Origin of the sequence: Marinilactibacillus sp. GCM10026970 (genome assembly GCF_042660675.1) — a bacterium.
Lineage (GTDB): Bacteria > Bacillota > Bacilli > Lactobacillales > Carnobacteriaceae_A > Marinilactibacillus.
Window position 1 is genome coordinate 23930 of record NZ_JBHSUL010000026.1, and the last position, 19858, is coordinate 43787.

The 19858-nt window shown below is 38.0% G+C and carries 12 protein-coding genes, 20 tRNA genes, 1 rRNA gene and 1 riboswitch; of the genes, 1 reads left to right on the forward strand and 32 read right to left on the reverse strand.

Annotation, left to right across the window (positions count from 1 at the left end; translation table 11 throughout):
• Nucleotides 1-9: 9 nt before the first annotated feature.
• The 11 genes from mutL to metK form a co-directional block, all read right to left on the reverse strand.
• Complete coding sequence (gene mutL / locus ACFP65_RS07180; RefSeq protein ID WP_379917226.1) at nucleotides 10-1965, reverse strand: DNA mismatch repair endonuclease MutL; 1956 nt, start codon at nucleotides 1963-1965, stop codon at nucleotides 10-12.
• Nucleotides 1966-1998: 33 nt separating this feature from the next.
• Nucleotides 1999-4623, reverse strand: a complete 2625-nt coding sequence (gene mutS / locus ACFP65_RS07185) for a DNA mismatch repair protein MutS (protein ID WP_379917228.1) — start codon at nucleotides 4621-4623, stop codon at nucleotides 1999-2001.
• Between the two features lie 52 nt (nucleotides 4624-4675).
• Nucleotides 4676-5479: a TIGR00282 family metallophosphoesterase gene (locus tag ACFP65_RS07190; protein ID WP_379917230.1), complete on the reverse strand. Its 804-nt coding sequence runs from the start codon at nucleotides 5477-5479 to the stop codon at nucleotides 4676-4678.
• 211 nt (nucleotides 5480-5690) lie between these two features.
• The gene (gene rny / locus ACFP65_RS07195; protein ID WP_379917232.1) at nucleotides 5691-7256 is read right to left on the reverse strand and encodes a ribonuclease Y; all 1566 of its coding nucleotides are present in this window, start codon (nucleotides 7254-7256) and stop codon (nucleotides 5691-5693) included.
• A 371-nt stretch (nucleotides 7257-7627) separates the two neighbouring features.
• Nucleotides 7628-8758, reverse strand: a complete 1131-nt coding sequence (gene recA / locus ACFP65_RS07200; RefSeq protein ID WP_379917234.1) for a recombinase RecA — start codon at nucleotides 8756-8758, stop codon at nucleotides 7628-7630.
• A 226-nt stretch (nucleotides 8759-8984) separates the two neighbouring features.
• A complete protein-coding gene (locus ACFP65_RS07205) occupies nucleotides 8985-10274 on the reverse strand; it encodes a competence/damage-inducible protein A (RefSeq protein WP_379917236.1) in 1290 nt (429 codons plus the stop codon).
• Nucleotides 10275-10439: 165 nt separating this feature from the next.
• On the reverse strand, nucleotides 10440-11027 hold the full coding sequence (gene pgsA, locus ACFP65_RS07210; RefSeq protein WP_379917238.1) for a CDP-diacylglycerol--glycerol-3-phosphate 3-phosphatidyltransferase: 588 nt from the start codon (nucleotides 11025-11027) through the stop codon (nucleotides 10440-10442).
• An 80-nt stretch (nucleotides 11028-11107) separates the two neighbouring features.
• Nucleotides 11108-12004: a helix-turn-helix domain-containing protein gene (locus ACFP65_RS07215; RefSeq protein WP_379917240.1), complete on the reverse strand. Its 897-nt coding sequence runs from the start codon at nucleotides 12002-12004 to the stop codon at nucleotides 11108-11110.
• Between the two features lie 311 nt (nucleotides 12005-12315).
• Nucleotides 12316-13605 carry an EF-P 5-aminopentanol modification-associated protein YfmH gene (yfmH, locus tag ACFP65_RS07220; RefSeq protein WP_379917242.1) on the reverse strand — a complete coding sequence of 430 codons (1290 nt, stop codon included), beginning with the start codon at nucleotides 13603-13605 and terminating at the stop codon, nucleotides 12316-12318.
• A 7-nt stretch (nucleotides 13606-13612) separates the two neighbouring features.
• Complete coding sequence (gene yfmF, locus ACFP65_RS07225; RefSeq protein ID WP_379917243.1) at nucleotides 13613-14866, reverse strand: EF-P 5-aminopentanol modification-associated protein YfmF; 1254 nt, start codon at nucleotides 14864-14866, stop codon at nucleotides 13613-13615.
• A gap of 112 nt (nucleotides 14867-14978) precedes the next feature.
• A complete protein-coding gene (gene metK / locus ACFP65_RS07230; protein ID WP_379917245.1) occupies nucleotides 14979-16169 on the reverse strand; it encodes a methionine adenosyltransferase in 1191 nt (396 codons plus the stop codon).
• A riboswitch (SMK box riboswitch) is annotated at nucleotides 16167-16254 on the reverse strand. (Overlaps the previous gene by 3 nt.)
• Before the next feature lie 887 nt (nucleotides 16255-17141).
• Here metK and aac(6') point away from each other — a divergent pair.
• A complete protein-coding gene (aac(6'), locus tag ACFP65_RS07235; RefSeq protein WP_379917247.1) occupies nucleotides 17142-17582 on the forward strand; it encodes an aminoglycoside 6'-N-acetyltransferase in 441 nt (146 codons plus the stop codon).
• 80 nt (nucleotides 17583-17662) lie between these two features.
• Here the strand turns inward: aac(6') and ACFP65_RS07240 are convergent.
• The 21 genes from ACFP65_RS07240 to rrf form a co-directional block, all read right to left on the reverse strand.
• Nucleotides 17663-17733: transfer RNA gene (locus tag ACFP65_RS07240), tRNA-Gly, on the reverse strand.
• Between the two features lie 15 nt (nucleotides 17734-17748).
• Nucleotides 17749-17821, reverse strand: a tRNA-Phe gene (locus ACFP65_RS07245).
• Nucleotides 17822-17832: 11 nt separating this feature from the next.
• Nucleotides 17833-17905 (reverse strand) — tRNA-Asp (locus tag ACFP65_RS07250).
• Between the two features lie 20 nt (nucleotides 17906-17925).
• Nucleotides 17926-18015, reverse strand: a tRNA-Ser gene (locus ACFP65_RS07255).
• Between the two features lie 30 nt (nucleotides 18016-18045).
• Nucleotides 18046-18117 (reverse strand) — tRNA-Glu (locus tag ACFP65_RS07260).
• A gap of 21 nt (nucleotides 18118-18138) precedes the next feature.
• Nucleotides 18139-18226, reverse strand: a tRNA-Ser gene (locus tag ACFP65_RS07265).
• A gap of 21 nt (nucleotides 18227-18247) precedes the next feature.
• Nucleotides 18248-18321: transfer RNA gene (locus ACFP65_RS07270), tRNA-Ile, on the reverse strand.
• Between the two features lie 9 nt (nucleotides 18322-18330).
• Nucleotides 18331-18401, reverse strand: a tRNA-Gly gene (locus ACFP65_RS07275).
• An 11-nt stretch (nucleotides 18402-18412) separates the two neighbouring features.
• Nucleotides 18413-18485, reverse strand: a tRNA-Asp gene (locus ACFP65_RS07280).
• Nucleotides 18486-18501: 16 nt separating this feature from the next.
• Nucleotides 18502-18574 (reverse strand) — tRNA-Met (locus ACFP65_RS07285).
• 18 nt (nucleotides 18575-18592) lie between these two features.
• A tRNA-Ile gene (locus ACFP65_RS07290) sits at nucleotides 18593-18666 on the reverse strand.
• An 18-nt stretch (nucleotides 18667-18684) separates the two neighbouring features.
• Nucleotides 18685-18758 (reverse strand) — tRNA-Met (locus ACFP65_RS07295).
• Nucleotides 18759-18803: 45 nt separating this feature from the next.
• Nucleotides 18804-18877: transfer RNA gene (locus ACFP65_RS07300), tRNA-Pro, on the reverse strand.
• Between the two features lie 13 nt (nucleotides 18878-18890).
• Nucleotides 18891-18964: transfer RNA gene (locus ACFP65_RS07305), tRNA-Arg, on the reverse strand.
• Nucleotides 18965-18976: 12 nt separating this feature from the next.
• Nucleotides 18977-19062: transfer RNA gene (locus ACFP65_RS07310), tRNA-Leu, on the reverse strand.
• Between the two features lie 77 nt (nucleotides 19063-19139).
• Nucleotides 19140-19211 (reverse strand) — tRNA-Gly (locus ACFP65_RS07315).
• A 7-nt stretch (nucleotides 19212-19218) separates the two neighbouring features.
• Nucleotides 19219-19291 (reverse strand) — tRNA-Thr (locus ACFP65_RS07320).
• 21 nt (nucleotides 19292-19312) lie between these two features.
• Nucleotides 19313-19394 (reverse strand) — tRNA-Leu (locus tag ACFP65_RS07325).
• A gap of 36 nt (nucleotides 19395-19430) precedes the next feature.
• A tRNA-Lys gene (locus tag ACFP65_RS07330) sits at nucleotides 19431-19503 on the reverse strand.
• A 7-nt stretch (nucleotides 19504-19510) separates the two neighbouring features.
• Nucleotides 19511-19583: transfer RNA gene (locus ACFP65_RS07335), tRNA-Val, on the reverse strand.
• Nucleotides 19584-19605: 22 nt separating this feature from the next.
• Nucleotides 19606-19721, reverse strand: a 5S ribosomal RNA gene (gene rrf, locus ACFP65_RS07340).
• Nucleotides 19722-19858 lie beyond the last annotated feature (137 nt).

Genomic DNA, 19858 nt, shown 5'->3' on the forward strand with positions numbered 1-19858 from the left:
GTTTTTTTACTAATGCGGGTCTTGAATTCTTTTAAACATTTTTTCCATGTCATTATTTGTCATTTGTACCAGAACCGGACGCCCATGGGGACAGTTGTAGGGGTTTTCTGTTTCTTTCAAGTCTTGTATCAGAACTCTTGCTTCGTTAGGATTTAAATAATGATTCGCTTTAATTGATCGTTTACAACTCATCATAATAGCTGTAGCTTCTCTGAATTTAGCAACAGATAAATCGTTCTTCTCAAGTAGAAAATCAATCATTTCCTGCACGATTGCTTCTTCTTGTCCTGCTTTGAACCACGCTGGATGACGACGAATCAGAAAACTATTCTGACCAAATTCCTCTAATTCAAGCCCCGCTTTCAACAGTTTATCTGTATGCTCTCGAATGGTAATGGCATCATTTGAAGGATATTCAAGCACGATCGGAACGAGTAATTCCTGCTGAACCGTTCCATCTTTTTCGATCTCTTTTCTGTAGTACTCATACTTAATTCTTTCTTGAGCCGCATGCTGATCGATAATATAGAGTCCGTCTTCATTTTGAGCAAATAAATAGGTCCCATGCATTTGACCAACATACTCTAGATGTGGAAATTCACGCATTGATTTTGCTTCTTTGAGCACTCTATCTGCTGTCTTGAGTGGAGATTCAAGAACATGGTTCTCTTCTGGTATCACAGACTCCTCTGCAGATAAATCTACTGCTGTGTACTTCGGATCGTACTGGTTATCCTCACGAATATCCTGACGGCTTTGATATCGGTAATGACCTTCAACAGGGTAAGCAGTCGGTTCATTTTTTTCGGCAAATGGGGCTTCTACTTCTTTGACAGGTTCTCTGAAAAGAGCTTTCTTACTTTCAGTCGGTTTTTTTGAGTCCATACTTTCTTGCCAATTGAACGTCGTCTGTTCTATCTTATTCTGGTTATTTTCTTTTTTACTGGAATGAATATTGCCTAACGCATTAGGTATTCTTTGTTGAGACTGCATCAGTCCCCCAACGGCCTCCTTGATCAGTTGACTGAGTTCTTTTTCACTACTGATCCTGACTTGTTGTTTCGTTGGATGTACATTAACGTCTAACAGCAATGGATCCATCTCTATATTGACCAAAGCTAGAGGATATCTGCCTACCATCAATTTGGAAGAATATCCATCTACGATTGCTTGGGACAACGCATAGTTCTTGATGTGTCTACCATTGACGACAAGTGTCAAGTAAGATTTACTTGCTCTGGTCAGTTCAGGTAATGAAACATAACCTGAAATAGTGAAGTCAAAGTTTGACGCTTCAATGGCTTTCATCTTTTTAGCAGCATCTACACCGTATACACCAGCAATGGCTTGTCTCGCATCTCCATTACCTACTGTTTTCAGCAACTGATTTTGGTCACTGAACAATCTGAAACTAATTTCGGGATGAGATAACGCAATTCGGTTGATTGTATCACTGATGTGCGCTAGTTCAGTTTTAAGTGTTTTGACGTACTTGAGTCGAGCAGGTGTATTGAAAAACAGTTCTTCAACTCTAATCATTGTTCCTCTTCTAGAAGAAGAAGGCTGGTTCTCAATGATTTCTCCTGCTTTCAACACGACTTTTCTACCTGGGAGATTTTGCTGAGAAGTCTCAATGGTGACCATAGAGACTGAAGCAATACTGGGTAAAGCTTCTCCTCTGAATCCAAGTGTTCTGATACGAAAAAGGTCTTCATTTGAAATCAGTTTGCTGGTTGCATGACGTTCAAATGCTTTTTGAACCTCATCTGACTGGATGCCTTCTCCATCATCTGTCACTTGAATAGATTTAAGCCCAGCTTCTTCTACGTAGATATCGATTTTTGTACTCTTTGCATCAATTGAGTTTTCCACCAGTTCCTTTACAACTGATGCCGGTCTTTCAATGACCTCACCGGCTGCTATTTGGTTGGCTAAAATAGAAGACATGATTTTGATCTGGGACATTTATCTGGCTCCTTTCTCCATTCAGATGGGTATTTATTTCAGTTTTTCTTGTAAGTCATTCAGTAATGTCATTGCTTGCAGCGGTGTCAAGTTCATAATATTGGTAGCTTTAATCTTCTCTATGGTAGCTATTTCTTTCTCAGTCGATTCGGATACAAATAAAGACAATTGCTCATCAAGTGTTTCCTGAACTTTTTGGTTATTTTCTTGTTTCTGAGAAGGCGTTCCGGCAGTTTCTTTTTCCGTAGTTTGGTCGAATAGTCCTGCTTGTTTTTGTTCCAGTTCAGTCAATATCCCTGAAGCACGGTCAATCAAAGTGTCCGGTAGTCCTGCTAGTTTCGCAACTTGAACACCGTAACTTTTATCAGCCGGGCCCTCAAGCATTTTATGAAGGAACACAAGTTGTCCATTTTCTTCTACAGCGCCTACATGAATATTCTTCAAATGATCCAATCGGTCTTCTAAAACGGTCAACTCATGGTAATGGGTAGAAAATAACGTCTTAGCCCCAATTTTATCATGAACATATTCTATGATGGCTTCTGCGAGAGCCATTCCGTCATAGGTTGCGGTTCCGCGTCCAATTTCATCGAACAGTAGTAAACTTTTATCTGTGGCAAACTCTATCGCATGATTTGTTTCCATCATCTCGACCATAAATGTACTTTGTCCACCAATCAAATCGTCCATTGCTCCGATACGTGTAAAGATACGATCAAATATCGGCAGTTTAGCGTACTCTCCTGGGACGTAACAGCCTATTTGAGCCATAATTACCGTCAAAGCCAATTGTCTCATATAGGTACTTTTACCTGACATATTCGGTCCTGTAATCAGAAGAATGTCTGTGTCTCCTTCTAATTCAATATCATTAGGCACATAGACTTGTTCTTTCATTACTTTTTCTACAACAGGATGGCGCCCTTCTTTGATCAAAATATCTTGAGACGTTGTGTTGAATTCTGGACGAACGTAATCATAAGTTTCACTGATACAAGCGAATGACTGAAGACAATCAATTTCAGCAACAATACTAGCTAGTTTCTGTAGTCTTTTAATTTGTTTTTTTACTTGTTCACGAATTTCAATAAACAACTCATATTCAAGCGCTTTGGATTTTTCTTCTGCTTCTAAAATCAACGCTTCTTTTTCTTTTAAGTCCGGTGTGCTATAACGTTCCGCGTTCGTTAAGGTCTGCTTTCTTTGATATCTCTGTTCATCAATTTTATCAATATTGGATCGAGTCACTTCGATATAATAACCAAAAACTTTATTGAAGCCGATTTTCAGATTTTTGATACCAGTCAGTGTTCGCTCTTCTGCTTCCATATTCGCGATCCACTTCTTACCATTGATCATAGCATCTTTATATTCATCAAGCTGATCTTGATATCCCAATTTAATGATTTCACCATCTGTAATAGACAAAGGCGGCTCTTCCTCGACTGCTGTTTCAATCAGTTCCGCAATTTCTTCTACAGGATCAAGTTGCTTAAGTAAATTATCCCATTCATGATTCGCGTTCATTCCTTCTATAATTTGAATCAATTTCGGAATTTGATTCAAAGAATTTTTTAACTGAATCAGATCACGTGCGTTTACTGTTCCAAAGGCAACTCTTCCAGCTAGTCGTTCAAGGTCGTAAATACTCGTCAGCGTATCTGTTAAATCTGTTCTTTCAAAGAAATGATTGATCAAAACGCTCACGATATTTAACCGATTTTCTATCGCTTTTCTAGAAATTAATGGCTTTTCCAGCCATTGTCTCAGCTTTCTCCCACCCATAGCTGTTTTGGTTTCATCGAGTAACCAAAGTAACGTACCTTTCTTTGATCCGTCTCTTAAAGAAGTTGATAATTCTAAATTGCGGCGGGCTTCTTGACCATAAATCATATAATGAGACGTTTCATATTGCTGCGCTGGTTGTAAATGATCCAGACTGCGCATTTGAGTTTTGATCAAATAAGTCAGTAGAAGGTCGATTACCGGATGAATTTGTTTGTCCGTGCACTCTTTTTTCAATTCTTCTAGTGCCGTTATCTCAAAGCTTTCGATTGATATCAAGGACACAAGAATATCTAGTTCTGTCTCTAATTTTTCAACGAGAACCGGATCTTGATTTTTTTCAAATAAAACTTCCTTGATTTTCAATGACTGCAGCTCTGTTTTGATTTCCTCTTGAGAATGTAACTTAGTTGCTTTTAATTCTCCAGTGGTTAAATCCGTATAAGCCAGCGTATAAGACTCATCCACTTTCAATACTGCTGCAATGTAATTATTTTCTTTAGCTTGAACAGATGATGCGTTCATTACTGTTCCAGGAGTGATCACTTGTACGACTTCTCGCTTGACCATTCCCTTTGCCAACTTGGCATCTTCAACTTGCTCACAGATGGCTACTTTATACCCTTTTTCTATTAATGCATCAATATACCTTTGCGCAGAATGATGGGGTACACCACACATTGGAATTTGTTCTTCTGCGTTTTTATTTCTACTGGTCAATGTCAATTCCAACATTTGTGCTACTTCTACGGCGTCATTAAAAAACAATTCGTAAAAATCGCCAAGTCTGTAAAACAAGTAAGCGTCAGGATATTGTTCCTTGATCTTTAAGTATTGTTCCATCATTGGTGTGTGTTTTGTCTTTTGAGGCATTTACCTCACCTCTCTATATCTAAAATAAAGGATTTGTTTCATCTATATCTGCTTAATCAAAAAATGGTGTATCCTCATCGATACGAATAGGTATAATAGATTTTGCTTTCCCTGTTGTATCGTTTAATTCTATAAAACATCCATTTAATTTTTTTCGACCAGTTTCTGGCACTTCAAAGCGAGCTGGCAACTGTGTAAGAAACTTTTCAATAATCGCTTCTTTTTTCATTCCAAGTACACCATCGTAAAAGCCTGTCATCCCAGCATCAGACATATAGCCTGTTCCCCCGGGTAAGATTCTATGGTCATTGGTCTGGACATGCGTGTGTGTCCCTACAATTGCTGATACTTTACCATCCATATACCAGCCCATCGCCTCTTTTTCGCTTGTTACTTCGGCATGAAAATCAATAAAGATATGAGGCGTTCTTTTTCTGGCTTCTTCTACCAGTTCCATTCCTACTCTGAAAGGATCTTCAAGATCTGCCATAAACACTCTACCATGTAGATTGATCACCGCTAATTCTTGTTGATTGATTTTGATATAAGTAATACCTTCCCCAGGGATTCTGGATAGATTTGGATAGTTCGCAGGACGAATCAATTTCTTGGAGTCATCTATAAAATCGACAATCTCTCTTTTGTCCCATGTATGGTTTCCCATTGTTACAGCATCAACACCGCATTGAAGAAATTCTTTGTAAATCTTTTCTGTGATCCCTCTGCCACCAGCTGCATTTTCTCCATTTAAAATTGTTGCCTGTGGCTTGTATTTTGCTTTTAGCTTGGGTAGATACTCTTGGACCATTTCTCGTCCCATAGAGCCGACTACATCCCCAATAAATAGTATTTTCATTTAGCTTCCTCTTCTCCATTCGGTAACTATTATTTTACCAGTATTGACAGGATAAAATCAAAGTGAATTGATAAAGATCTTTTCCCTTATATAAGCTTTGGTAACAGCACTTGTTCAATCTTATACTCATTGATTATTTTAAACTAAACCTTCACATTAAAAAAAGAAGAACAGCCTTTGCTGTTCTTCTTGAATGAAACGGTTCATTTAATTATTTTGCATATTCAACGGCTCTAGTTTCGCGAATGACCGTTACTTTAATGTGTCCAGGATAATCCATATCTTCCTCGATTTGTTTACGAACACTTCGTGCCAATTTAGCCGACATACTATCATCTAGCTGATCCGGTTTAACGATAATACGAACTTCTCTACCTGCTTGAATTGCATAACTTTCTTTGACACCTTCAAATCCATTAGAAATTCTTTCAAGATTTTCAAGTCTCTGTAGATAGTTTTCAAGAGATTCGCTTCTAGCGCCTGGTCTCGCTGCAGAAATTGAATCTGCCGCTTCCACCAATACTGCAATGATCGAGCTTGCTTCAACATCTCCATGATGGGAAGCAATTGCATTGATGACCGTTTCGCTTTCTTGATATTTCATCGCTATTTGAGCACCAATCTCAACGTGAGATCCTTCTACTTCGCTATCCAATGCTTTACCAATGTCGTGCAATAATCCAGCTCTCTTAGCTAACTGAATATCTTCTCCAAGTTCTGCTGCCATTACACCAGCAATTTTGGCCACTTCAATTGAATGATTCAAAACATTTTGACCATAGCTTGTTCTAAAGTGTAAGCGCCCGATTATTTTAATGAAATCAGGATGTATTGAGTGAATACCTAAATCAAAAATAGCTTCTTCACCAATTTCTCGGATACGTTCATCCATTTCTTTTCGAGATTTTTCTACTGCTTCCTCGATTCGTCCTGGATGGATTCGTCCATCTGAAATCAATTTTTCAAGTGCCATTTTAGCTGTCTCACGACGTATAGGATCAAATCCACTTAATACGACTGCTTCTGGTGTATCATCGATTATTAGATCCATACCTGTCAAGCTCTCAAGCGTACGTATATTACGTCCTTCTCGTCCAATGATACGACCTTTCATATCATCATTCGGTAAGTTTACTACGCTGACAGTTGTTTCGGTAACTTTGTCTGCTGCAGAGCGTTGTATGGCTTGAGTAATTAAGTTTTTGGCTCTACGATCAGCTTCTGATTTCGCTTTGTCTTCATATTGTTTGACCATAATTGCTAATTCACGAGATAATTCTTTTTCTGTTTGAGATAAAACGATTGATTTCGCTTCTTCTTGAGATAAAGCAGCAACAGCTAGTAATTTCTCTTGCTGTTCTGTAATTAAATCCTCAGCTACTTGCTCCAAGTCTTCAATTGCTTTTTGTCTACTTGTCAAACGATCTTCTCTACTTTGTAAAGAACTTTCTCTCTTGTCAATCGTGTTAGCTTTTCGTTCAAGATTGTCTTCTCTCTGGTCCAAACGATTTTCTTGACGTGCAACTTCAGAGCGTCTTTCTTTTAACTCCCATTCTACTTCTGTTCGATAAGAATGAATTTCCTCTTTGGCCTCTAACAACGCTTCTTTTTTCAAGGTTTCAGCTTCTTTATTAGCATCTTCTACTATGTTATCCGCTGTTTTTCTTGAATCAGCAAGTCTTTTTTCAAAGCTTTTTTTATTTAAATAAGCTCCTACGAAGATTCCGATGATTAAAGTAACGATAGCGAAGGCTACTGAGTATAAAAGAGTAGTCATTTGGTCACCTCCGTATCATTATTTAGTTTACATTTAATTCATGTATAGAAAAAGTCAGGTACTATTTATGTTAAGCAACGACCGCTTTCAATTATCGAGAACGTGCGTCAGTTATAATAATGTATTTATGATTAACATAATTGTGTAACAGACAATCTAATTTTAAAGGTCTTATGTCTATGTGTCAATACAGTTTGTAGAAAGAGAAGGATTTTAGGCCTTTTTGTTGAAAAATCGTTTAAAAGAAATTCATTCATGTATACTTCAATTAGCTTTAATGTTCTTTTTTGGCACAATACAACTACAATATAACTAAAAAGCACCACACAAATAAAGAATTTGTGTGGTGCTTCACTTCATTTTAAAAAGAATTAAACATCTAAAGTTTCAGAGTCAGATTCTGTTTCGTTTTCATTCCCTGTTTCTTCTGATCCAATAACATCAGGACTTTCTTCAAGTTTAATGACGCCAGCGTCGCCACTCAACTTGTTAACAAACTCAATATCTTCTTCACTACCAATATCATACGCAACACGAACTCTTTTTTCAATTTCGAGGCGCATTTCAGGGTGATCTAAAAGATATTGTTTTGAGTTCTCACGACCTTGTCCAATTCTTTCTTCACCGTATGAATACCACGCACCAGCTTTATCAATAATCTCAGCATCAGAGCCCATATCTACTAGTTCTCCAACTTGAGAAATACCTTCACCGTACATAATATCTACTAATGCTACCTTAAATGGCGGTGCAACTTTGTTTTTAACTACTTTGATTTTAGTTTTGTTACCAGTCATATCTTTACCAGACTTGATGGCTTCACTACGACGTACTTCTAATCTGACTGTCGCGTAGAACTTCAACGCACGTCCTCCAGGAGTCGTTTCAGGGCTACCAAACATAACACCGACTTTTTCACGAATCTGATTGATAAACAACGCAATTGTTTTTGTTTTGTTAATTGATCCAGATAGTTTACGAAGAGCTTGTGACATTAAACGTGCTTGAAGACCAACGTGAGAAGCACCCATTTCTCCATCAATTTCAGCTCGGGGTACTAGGGCAGCCACAGAGTCAATAACAACCATATCCACTGCACCACTTGAAACAAGTGCATCTGCAATCTCTAACGCTTGTTCACCTGTATCTGGCTGAGAAAGTAATAACTCATCTATATCTACACCCAAGGCACGTGCATATTTAGGATCTAGTGCATGCTCAGCATCTATAAATGCCGCAATACCACCATTAGCTTGTATAGAAGCAATTGCATGTAAAGCAACTGTTGTTTTACCAGAACTCTCTGGTCCGTAAACTTCGATAATACGTCCACGAGGATATCCGCCTATACCTAATGCAACATCTAACGCAAGAGAGCCACTTGGTACGGTTTTAACTTGAGTATCGATTTTTTCGCCCATTTTCATAATAGACCCTTTACCGAAATTTTTCTCAATTTTGCTTAGTGCTACATCTAGTGCTTTTTTACGATCATCTGTCATTAATATATTCTCCTCCTATTGATTCAGGACTTAATTTTGATATACTTTTATACTTACTGCTACTATTCAACCTGCACATCTCATGCTTTTTTATAGATCAATGATCTTATGGATTTGATCTATTTATAGCAAACATGCATTCTCTACTACTCTATTATTTTACTGTTTTTCTGAACAAAAAGCAAGCTTAAATCGAACATTTATTCGCAATAAATCTACTTTTACCTTATACTCTTTTATCGTTATGATTCATATAGAATACTTTTTCTTTTATGTTAAGACCCAGCAATGATCGACGAACAAGATTTAAAGCATTCAATACGGAAAGATTTCTGTTATTGTCTCGGTCTCTCTTGAAGTGAAAGTATTTTGCAAAAGTTGTTTGTCCTTTATGCGCAATTCCTATCCAGACAATTCCCGCTTCTTTACCTTCTAAGGGATGAGGACCAGCTACGCCGGTTAATGATACTGCAATATCTGCATCAAATTTTTCTAGAGCTTTCTCAGCCATCTCTACTGCACACTCAGCACTCACCATACCATATGTGTTGAGTGTTTCATTGGATACGCCAAGAGCCTGATGTTTCTTTTCAGAACTGTAAACGACGATTCCTCCATCAAGTACTGAGCTGGCACCTTGTTCGCTCGCAATACAACTCAAAAAGGCACCTCCGGTCAAACTTTCAGCAGCAGTTATCTTTTTACTTTGTTCAAATAAAAGCGATTGAACAACGTAGGAAAGAGTATGATCTCCATATCCGTAAATGTAATCACCAACTTTAGCTTTTATTTCTTCTTCTATTTCTGTAATCATTGTTTCGCACTCTTCTTCAGTTTTCCCTTTAGCAGTTATCCTAACTTTAGATTCTCCGTTAGAAGCATAAATAGCAATCGTAGGATTAGATTGTTCCTTAATGATACTGTCTAATTGCTCTGCTACTTGAGCTTCTGTTAGACCAAATAGTCTAATCATTCTAGAAACCAATTTCTGATTTTCATTTTCCAGTTCAATCAGTCTATTTTTAAGATAGTTTTCGACCATCGGTTTCAGTTCACTTGGTGGTCCGGGAAGCATAACATAAACTCGGTTATCTTTTTCTAAAAATACGCCAACTGCTAATCCATCATCATTTAGTAATGGCTCTGAACCTTCTAGTATGAGCGCTTGCAGGCGATTGTTTTCCGGCATTTTAAAATCACTATGTCTGTGGCGTTCAATAATTTTCTCTTCTGTTTCTTCGTGTATGACCATATCTACGCCCAGATGATTTGATACTACTGATTTTGTTATATCATCTTCAGTAGGTCCTAATCCTCCCGTAAGTATGATGGCATCTGCTCTAGATTCCGCTACTTTAATTGCTTCCGTGAGTCTCTCAGCATTGTCTCCAACAGTTACCTGATGATATATTTCAATACCCAGAGAAGATAATTCTTTAGATAGGTAGGCAGCATTCGAGTTCACAACCTGTCCCATTAGTAATTCTGTTCCAACCGTAATAATTTCGGCCTTCATACTATTCCTCCTACATATAAATACTATTCAATTAAACTTATTCTGATTTTTTTCAGATATTCTGTTCTGATTCTATCATATTAATTAGTAGAATACCGCCTCAAAGATTAGAAAAAAGGCGTGAGCAATCCTCTTGAGATCACACACGCCTTATTCGAAAATTTATCAACTACTGAATGTCCCTTTGAAAAAATATCTCGCATTATAAAAATAGTCAAATCCAGAATATAAAGTGAAAATTAAACAAATATATAATAGAATCGTCGCAACAGGAATGCCTGTCCAATTGAAAGGGAAATTATTCAACAAGAGGAAAATAATAGCAAGCATCTGCGTATTAGTTTTCACTTTACCTGGCCAAGATGCAGCCAATACGGTTCCACCTTGTTCAACTAATAGTAGTCTTAAACCTGTAACCGCCAGTTCTCTACAGACGATAACTGCTACAACCCACGCAGGAGCCAAATTTAATTGAACCAGTAAAATCAGTGCCGTCATAACCAGCATTTTATCTGCCAGTGGATCTGCAAATTTCCCAAAGTTTGATACGATATTCATTTTTCTTGCAAGATAACCGTCCAACCAATCAGTGAAACTGGCAACAGCGAAAACAATCGTCGCAATCAATAGCTTAACTTCAATAGAAGAATTTAAAATTTCTACTGTTCCTAAATCTATAGGCATAACGATCAGCACGATAAATATCGGAATCATAAAGATTCTAAGCATCGTTAATTTATTCGGTAAATTCATAGTTTCCTCCCTAGACATTCAAATGAAAGACCGGGGTTAATGGAATTAACTCGGTCTTTATCTGAAAAAGCATTCTATTATTATTGCTCGAAGTTAAAAATCAAATCTTGTTTTACAGCGTTCGCCGATTCCGGTGCATATTCTACGGATTCTCCACTTAATTGAACAGTTGTAACAGATGCATTACCAATCACAACAGCTACAGTCTCTACCTCTTCCGTTAACTCTGTAGAGATAGATTCGCCGCCAGAAAGAAGCGCTTGATTATCTGTTGTACCATCTACAGTGATACTAACCCAAGATTCTCCACCTTCAGCATTCAAAGTCAAACTCTTATCATCCGGTAAAGGACCTGACACAATATAAGTGGTCGTACCACCAGTACTAGACTCCTGAGTGATAGCGAACGGTTCTTCCTCTTCTTGCGTCGGTTCTTCATCTGCAGGTTCTTCTTCAGTATCCTCATCATCAGTTTCATCTGAAATCTCTGGTTGAGTATTTTCCGCATTTTCATTGCTTTCGACATTTACATTATTTTGAGCACTTTCGTCCTGATTCCCAGATGAGTCATTATTTCCGGAATTGCTACTAACGGCTATATAAAAAGCCAATGCAATACCTAGCACTAATAATATAATCAAAATTGTCGGTAAACTATCTTGAATGGTACTCATCATGCCATTTTCTTTGGGCTTTGTTCTAGTCTGTGTTGTTCTAACTTGCTCAGTAATTTCTTCACTTTTAGGTGCTGGAATGTCAGAATGGTCCTTTAACAGTTGTTCTCCATCTAAGCCGACAGTATCTGCATACTGCTTAATAAAGGCTCTAGCATAGAAGTTACCTGGTAAAACATCTAATTTCCCTTCCTCAACAGCGATCAAATATCTTTTTTGGATTTTAGTCATTTGTTGCAAGTCATCTAATGTGTATCCTTTGGCTTTTCTAGCTTCTTTAAGCTTTTCGCCTACTTCATTCAATCTTGTCACCTACCCTAATGTCATTCTTATAACCTGTATTATACTTCTATAGAAAACAATCATTCTAGTCATTTATATTCTTTGGACCTATTTTCTATACCTACAGGGATCAGTCTCTCTTTACAACTGTTTTTATTAACACTCATTATATAACTGTTTATATTCAATTCAAACAAGGGACATTGCCCTATTTCTAAAAGTATACCACACGAAAAACTTTGAGTATAGGGTGATTATTGCATCTATACTGGATCCTAATAAAGATTTACTAATGATTAAAATTTATTGATTTTAAAGCTCTTATTCAAGCTCTAAATTCTTTTAAGAACATGAAATACAGACATATTTTTTTCTTGCAAAAAGCTTGAAGCTAATTGTTTAACGTCCTCCAATTTAATTTGCTCCATCAATGGTACAATATCAAAAACGGATACTTCCATATCTGAAAGGTCAACGAATTGTTGAGCAATATACTCCAAAGAGTTCAGTGATTGTAATTCTTGTCCGATACTTCTTTTTTTGACCAAATCGAAATGCGCTTCATTTAAATCTGGACTCTCAGGTGCCGTTAATAGGAGTGTCTTAAGGACCCTTGTTAATTCGTGAGGGTCTTTTGCATCTCCCCCAATACTCAGATAATCAATTTGCCTTTCAACTGTATGTTCATAATTAAAACTATCATCTATTAAATGTTCATTGTATAACTTTAAATAGGTCGTGGAGGTCTCTCCAAACAGCAACTTCAATAAAAACTCCATCTTGATTGAATACTTTAGAGCATCGACGCCTTTAAGCTCATCGTTATCACCTTTTATACCAATTAACACTTTGGCTTTAACCACATCAGCTTCGATTGATCTGTAAGGAATGATTTCTTGTTGTTGCACAACTGGGAATTGTCTTTTAATTTCTTTTTCATTCTCGAAATTTCTATCTAACTGATTTTTTTTGACCCACTCTATGATCTCTTTTTCATCAATATTCCCTGCCACAAATAATTGCATGTTACTTGGGTGATAAAACGTACGATGATTACGATATAGATCGTCCGCTGTTATCTTTTGGATACTGTTCAATGTCCCTGCAATGTCGTTGCTGACTGGATGATTGGGATACAAATTTTCAAGTAACCCTAGAGCGACCGTCCACTCTGGTTGATCTTCATACATTTGAATCTCTTGACCAATGATTTCTTTTTCTCTTTCAACAGATTCGTCTGTGAAATAAGGTTCTTGTACAAAATTCAAAAGGGTTTCTATATTCTCTTTTATATAACTTGTGCTAGAGAAAAGATAAGCTGTTTTAGTCAACCCTGTAAAAGCGTTTGCTGAAGCTCCATGATGGGCAAACTGATCAAATACATCACCTGATTCAGTTTCAAAAAGTTTATGTTCAAGAAAATGGGCAATACCAGGTGGAAACTGTATAAACCTATTTTCTCCGTAAGGAATAAATTGTTGATCAATCGCCCCAAATTCCGTACTAAGCAAAGCAAAGGTAGTATGATAGTCTTTTTTCGGTAACAAGGTTATCGTTAACCCATTATCCAGTTTCTCTTTATAGAGGGTTTCTCTTATATTCTTGTATTCAATTTTTTTCAACTTAGACTCACTCTCCCGATAATAAAAATATGGCTTTTAACTCTACAGTTTTCGCTATATTTATAATATCTTGTTTTGAAACAGCATCGATTCTATCAGCCCATTCTTCAAGACTTATCATCGGTTTACCAATCAAATTAAAACTGTAATACTTTTCTATGAGACTTTCTGCATGGTCTTCGGATTGAACTAGAGCATTCTTTAATAACGCCTTAGTCTGAATTATAGCCTCTTCGGAAAAAGTGCCTTCTTGAATAGAGTTTAATTGTTCTGCTACTAATTTTTCAACCTTTATAGCTTCCGAAGGTTCAATTCCTGATTGAACATATAGTACCCCATTAAAACTATCGATTCCGCTCGCAATGTCATAAGCTAGTCCCTCTTGTTCTCTTAAAATTGTAAATAAATTAGAATGTGGGAAGCCACCGAATAATCCATTAAATACTTGTCCAGCATAATAATGGTCTTGATGATAATAAATAGTCGTTTTATAAGCCAAGTTAAGTTTTGCTTGCGTGATTGGTTGAATTTCTTTTTTTCTGGTTAGATCTTTAACTTCACCAATGCTATAAAACAACGATTCATTGTTTACCGTTCGAGCTTCGAAATTGAAATCAGCGAAAGCTTTTTTAACTCTCTCTTCTTCAAGATCACCTAAAACTACAATATCGATTTTGTCATTTAAAATCATATCTTGATAAACAACATATAAATCTCTTGGAGACAATCCAGTTAAATCTTCTGGCCTACCCCAAGAAGGAATTTGTTGTTCCAAAGTATCGAAATAGAGACGGCTAGTTTCTATTCCTGCATATTCTTGTTTATCTTCGTAAACCGCTTCGTATTCGTCTCTTAAGTTTTCAAGTTCTCTTTGAAACGTTTCTTTATGAAAGGCCCCATCATATACATTTGGATAAAAAAGAATACTTTTTAGAAATTCTGTTGCTTTTTCGAACAATCCTTTTTCATTTAAATACATTTCATCTACTATATCCAAATCCAACGTTAATACATGATACTTACCTACTTTGGAAACATCTGATGATAACTGAGCGCCATAAAGTTTTGAGAGAGCTGTTCTATAATCTGTTTGTGTTGGATAATGCTGACTATTCGTACTTAATAAGTTTGCTAACAAGGCTCTTTTCGTAATTTCATTGGCATCTATTAAAGTTTTGAAATTGATTCTAATGGACACTGTTTTAAATTTTTTAGTGGATAATACTTTCAAATCAACGCCTTTTACTAGTTCTATTTGCATATGTCCTCCTGAATCAATTTTCGTTTAGCTTATTTGGGTTATTAACAATCTATATAAATAACAAAAAGACTAGAACAACAAGGCTCTAGTCTTAGAGTATAAACCTATCGATTTATAGTAGAAATGTTTTAAGATTATCTACTTTATCTACATTTTCCCACGGTAGCTCGATATCTGTACGGCCAAAATGACCATAAGCAGCTGTCTGCTTATATATCGGGCGTTGTAGGTCAAGCATTTTAATAATACCGGCCGGTCTAAGGTCAAACGTCTGACGAATGGCTTCAATAATTTTCGAATCAACCACTTTTCCGGTTTCAAAAGTATCTACTGCTATTGAAACGGGCTGAGCTACACCTATAGCATAAGCTAGTTGCACTTCAACTTTATCTGCAATACCTGCAGCAACAAGGTTCTTAGCGATATAACGAGCCGCATAGCTGGCTGATCGATCTACTTTAGTAGCATCTTTCCCAGAAAACGCTCCTCCACCGTGTCTTGCATATCCACCGTAGGTATCAACGATAATTTTTCTACCTGTTAATCCGGCATCCCCTTGAGGTCCACCAACTACAAATCTACCAGTAGGATTAATATAATATTTCGTATCTTCATCTAACCATTTTGCTGGAATCACTTCTTTAACGACATGTTCAATCACATCATTTTTCAAAGTTTCATAATCTATCTCAGGAGAATGTTGTGTGCTCACCACGATTGCATCTATACGTTTAGGTTGATCATGCTCATCGTATTCAACTGTGACCTGAGCTTTAGCATCCGGTCTTAGATAATCTAATATCTCTTCTTTTCTAACTTGAGCAATCCTTCTCGTTAAACGATGACTTAAAGAAATCGGTAAAGGCATCAACTCTGGCGTTTCGTTTGAAGCAAATCCAAACATAAGCCCTTGGTCTCCAGCTCCTATTTTATCAAGTGCATCATTTTCATTTGAAGCTTTTGACTCAGCTGAATCATCTACTCCAATTGAAATATCTGGTGACTGATCATCAATTGAAACGAGTACCGCACACGTATCCGCATCGAAACCATATTTAGCACGCGTATAACCAATCTCTCGGATAGTATCTCTAGCAATTTTCTGCATATCGACATACGTATTCGTTCTGATTTCACCTGCTATCAAGACTAAACCTGTTGTTACCATAGTCTCACAGGCTACACGAGCATCTGGATCCTTTTCAAGAATCGCGTCTAGTACAGCATCACTGATTTGATCAGCAATCTTATCCGGATGTCCTTCTGAAACAGATTCTGACGTAAATAATTTTCTTTCTTCCATTGTAGTATTCCCCCTACTGTATTATCGGTTACAAGGCTTCCGACCTGGTCTGTGGTCGTCCTATCGGGAATTCATTGTAAACCTATATTATTCTACCACATTAAGGATGAACAATCATTCTGAATTCAAAATTATTTCAGGTAATCTTATATAAATGTGATATGATAAAGTTAAACACTACTATACTAAAAGGATGATAAGATTGAAATTTAAAATATCCGAGACAATGAATAATCCATTATTTTCATACGTTTTACTACCTATATTTTACATATTAATAGGGACGATCCTTTCCTTACCCTATTCAAACCTTAACATCCTTTCTTTCTTACTTTTGACTACCTTTATTTTAATTAATCAAGTCATTGAAATGAACCTTAAGATTTCCTTGAACAAGAAAAAAACTCTTAAAAAGACACTTCTCCTTATATTAGAGGCTCTGCTATTATTAAACTTAATATATTTCTTAATGGCTCATTCAGTTGCTACTTTTCTTTTACTATTATGTTATGGGGTACTGACTCAGACAGTTTATTTTTTTAAACTCTATGAACTCGATGTGTTTTCTATTTCTGTTTCAACAATATTAAAAGCTTTATTACTCAATACAATAGGCTTTTATATCCACACTGGCTTTATATCTTTAATTCTTTTACGATTCTTTATCCCTTTACTTATTCCTATATTTTTAACTGAAACGTCAGAGAGAAATAGGCCAGTAAAAGGCTCCATCGAAATCCAACTTATGAGTATTGCTTATCTATTGGCTATTTCCATGCTGTGGACAAACAATTCCTGGTTAAGTTTAGGGATGTTGCTCACTACTCCAGCATTAATGCTAAGCCCTGTCAAACTCACTAATTTAAATAAAATAATCTTATTTTTCTCTAACTACGCGGTAATCTTAATGATCACTTACTTTATTTACTAATGCTATTTCATAATTTCAAGATTGAGAAAGGAAGTCATACAGTGATTACTAAAGTAACACTAAACCACAAAATTGACACTCACGCATTATTGAAATCTCTATGGCCTGATATAACTGATGAAGAACTATCTAAGTTGTTTCAGACTTTGATAACTTGTTCTAATCATACTGCTTACCTTTACTACATGAATAATAAAGCTGTCGGTTATGCGCAGACTTCTTTAAGACATGACTACGTGGAAGGCACAAAAACTTCTCCTGTAGGATATTTAGAAGGTATTTATGTAGAACCGTGCTACAGAAGACATAAGATAGCTCAAGTATTGCTAGCGCAATGTGAACAGTGGGCCTTGCAAAAAGGATGCACTGAATTTGCAAGTGATTGTGCCTTTGAGAACATTGAAAGTGCTTTTTTTCATACGAATTCAGGATTCAAAGAAGCCGCTAGAATTATCTGTTACGTAAAACCTTTAACAAAGTAAAAGAATTCCGTTCACTAAAGTAGTGAGTAATGAATAAAAAAAAACGATTCATCGTTTAAGATGAATCGTTTTTTATATGAAGCGGGTGACGAGAATCGAACTCGCGACGACAGCTTGGAAGGCTGTGGTTTTACCACTAAACTACACCCGCAACGCAAAAAAAAAATGGCGCAGGACAGAGTCGAACTGCCGACACACGGAGCTTCAATCCGTTGCTCTACCAACTGAGCTACTGCGCCAAAACAACAAACGGTCCCGACGGGATTCGAACCCGCGATCTCCTGCGTGACAGGCAGGCGTGATAACCGCTACACTACGGGACCAGATCGTTCTTAATTTGGTAAGGAGGATGTGGGATTCGAACCCACGCGCGTTTTTACACACCTGACGGTTTTCAAGACCGTTCCCTTAAGCCGGACTTGGGTAATCCTCCAGTAATTCTATGATAGCAGTCTCCTGCTAATGACCCCTACGGGATTCGAACCCGTGTTACCGCCGTGAAAGGGCGGTGTCTTAACCGCTTGACCAAGGGGCCTTGCAATAAAAAAATAAAAAACGGAGAAGGAGGGATTTGAACCCTCGCGCCGCGTAAACGACCTACACCCTTAGCAGGGGCGCCTCTTCAGCCACTTGAGTACTTCCCCATATCAATAAAATGATACGAATGGGCCTAAGTGGACTCGAACCACCGACCTCACGCTTATCAGGCGTGCGCTCTAACCAGCTGAGCTATAGGCCCCAAACAAAAAGCGGGTGACGAGAATCGAACTCGCGACGACAGCTTGGAAGGCTGTGGTTTTACCACTAAACTACACCCGCATAATGTTGAACGGTCCCGACGGGATTCGAACCCGCGATCTCCTGCGTGACAGGCAGGCGTGATAACCGCTACACTACGGGACCATGCTCTTTGTTTCAATTGCGGGGACAGGACTCGAACCTGTGACCTCCGGGTTATGAGCCCGACGAGCTGCCAACTGCTCTACCCCGCGATAATAAAAATATATTAATGGACCTTGCAGGACTCGAACCTGCGACCGGACGGTTATGAGCCGTCTGCTCTAACCAACTGAGCTAAAGGTCCGCTTACTATAATTAGATATAGCGGCGGAGGGAGTCGAACCCACGACCTCACGGGTATGAACCGTACGCTCTAGCCAGCTGAGCTACACCGCCATCGTCCTATGTAAGAAAGCAATACGGCGTTTTCTTCATAAGAAATCGGGAAGACAGGATTCGAACCTGCGACCCCTTGGTCCCAAACCAAGTGCTCTACCAAGCTGAGCTACTTCCCGTATGCTTTAAAAATGCACCCTAGAGGAGTCGAACCTCTAACCGCCTGATTCGTAGTCAGGTACTCTATCCAATTGAGCTAAGGGTGCTATTAAGTTAAGTGCCGAGGGCCGGAGTCGAACCGGCACGGTGAATACTCACCGCAGGATTTTAAGTCCTGTGCGTCTACCAATTCCGCCACCCCGGCTAATGATAGGGCATAAAAAGCTTTGTAGAAGACAAATTTGTCTATTAAATTATCAGCTTTAGATTGAAAGTCAATCAAGCGAAAGACGGGATTCGAACCCGCGACCCCCACCTTGGCAAGGTGATGTTCTACCACTGAACTACTTTCGCTGAATAATGCCGGCTAAAGGATTTGAACCCTCGACCTACTGATTACAAATCAGTTGCTCTACCAACTGAGCTAAGCCGGCACAATAATATAAATATAAACATGCGGATGGAGGGACTTGAACCCCCACGCCGTGAAGCGCTAGATCCTAAATCTAGTGCGTCTGCCAATTCCGCCACATCCGCGCTTGAAATATTTATACATTACACATCACTGTGTAATGAGCCGTGCAGGGTTCGAACCTGCGACCCTCTGATTAAAAGTCAGATGCTCTACCGACTGAGCTAACGGCTCAAAAAAATGGAGGTTAACGGGCTCGAACCGCTGACCCTCTGCTTGTAAGGCAGATGCTCTCCCAACTGAGCTAAACCTCCAAAAATAAAAAGTTAAGAGCTTGCACGGCAACGTCCTGCTTTCACAAGGGGAAACCCCTCACTATCCTCGGCGCTGGGAAGCTTAACGGCTGTGTTCGGAATGGGAACAGGTGGGTCCTTCCCGCCATCATTACCGCACAATGACTCTTTTTCTTTTTATAAGAGAACTCTGTTCTCTGAAAACTAGATAGTTGACTGTTCACGCACATGTTTTGATCCAACACCTTCATACTCTTAACCCCGTTTTGTGGTTAAGTCCTCGATCGATTAGTACT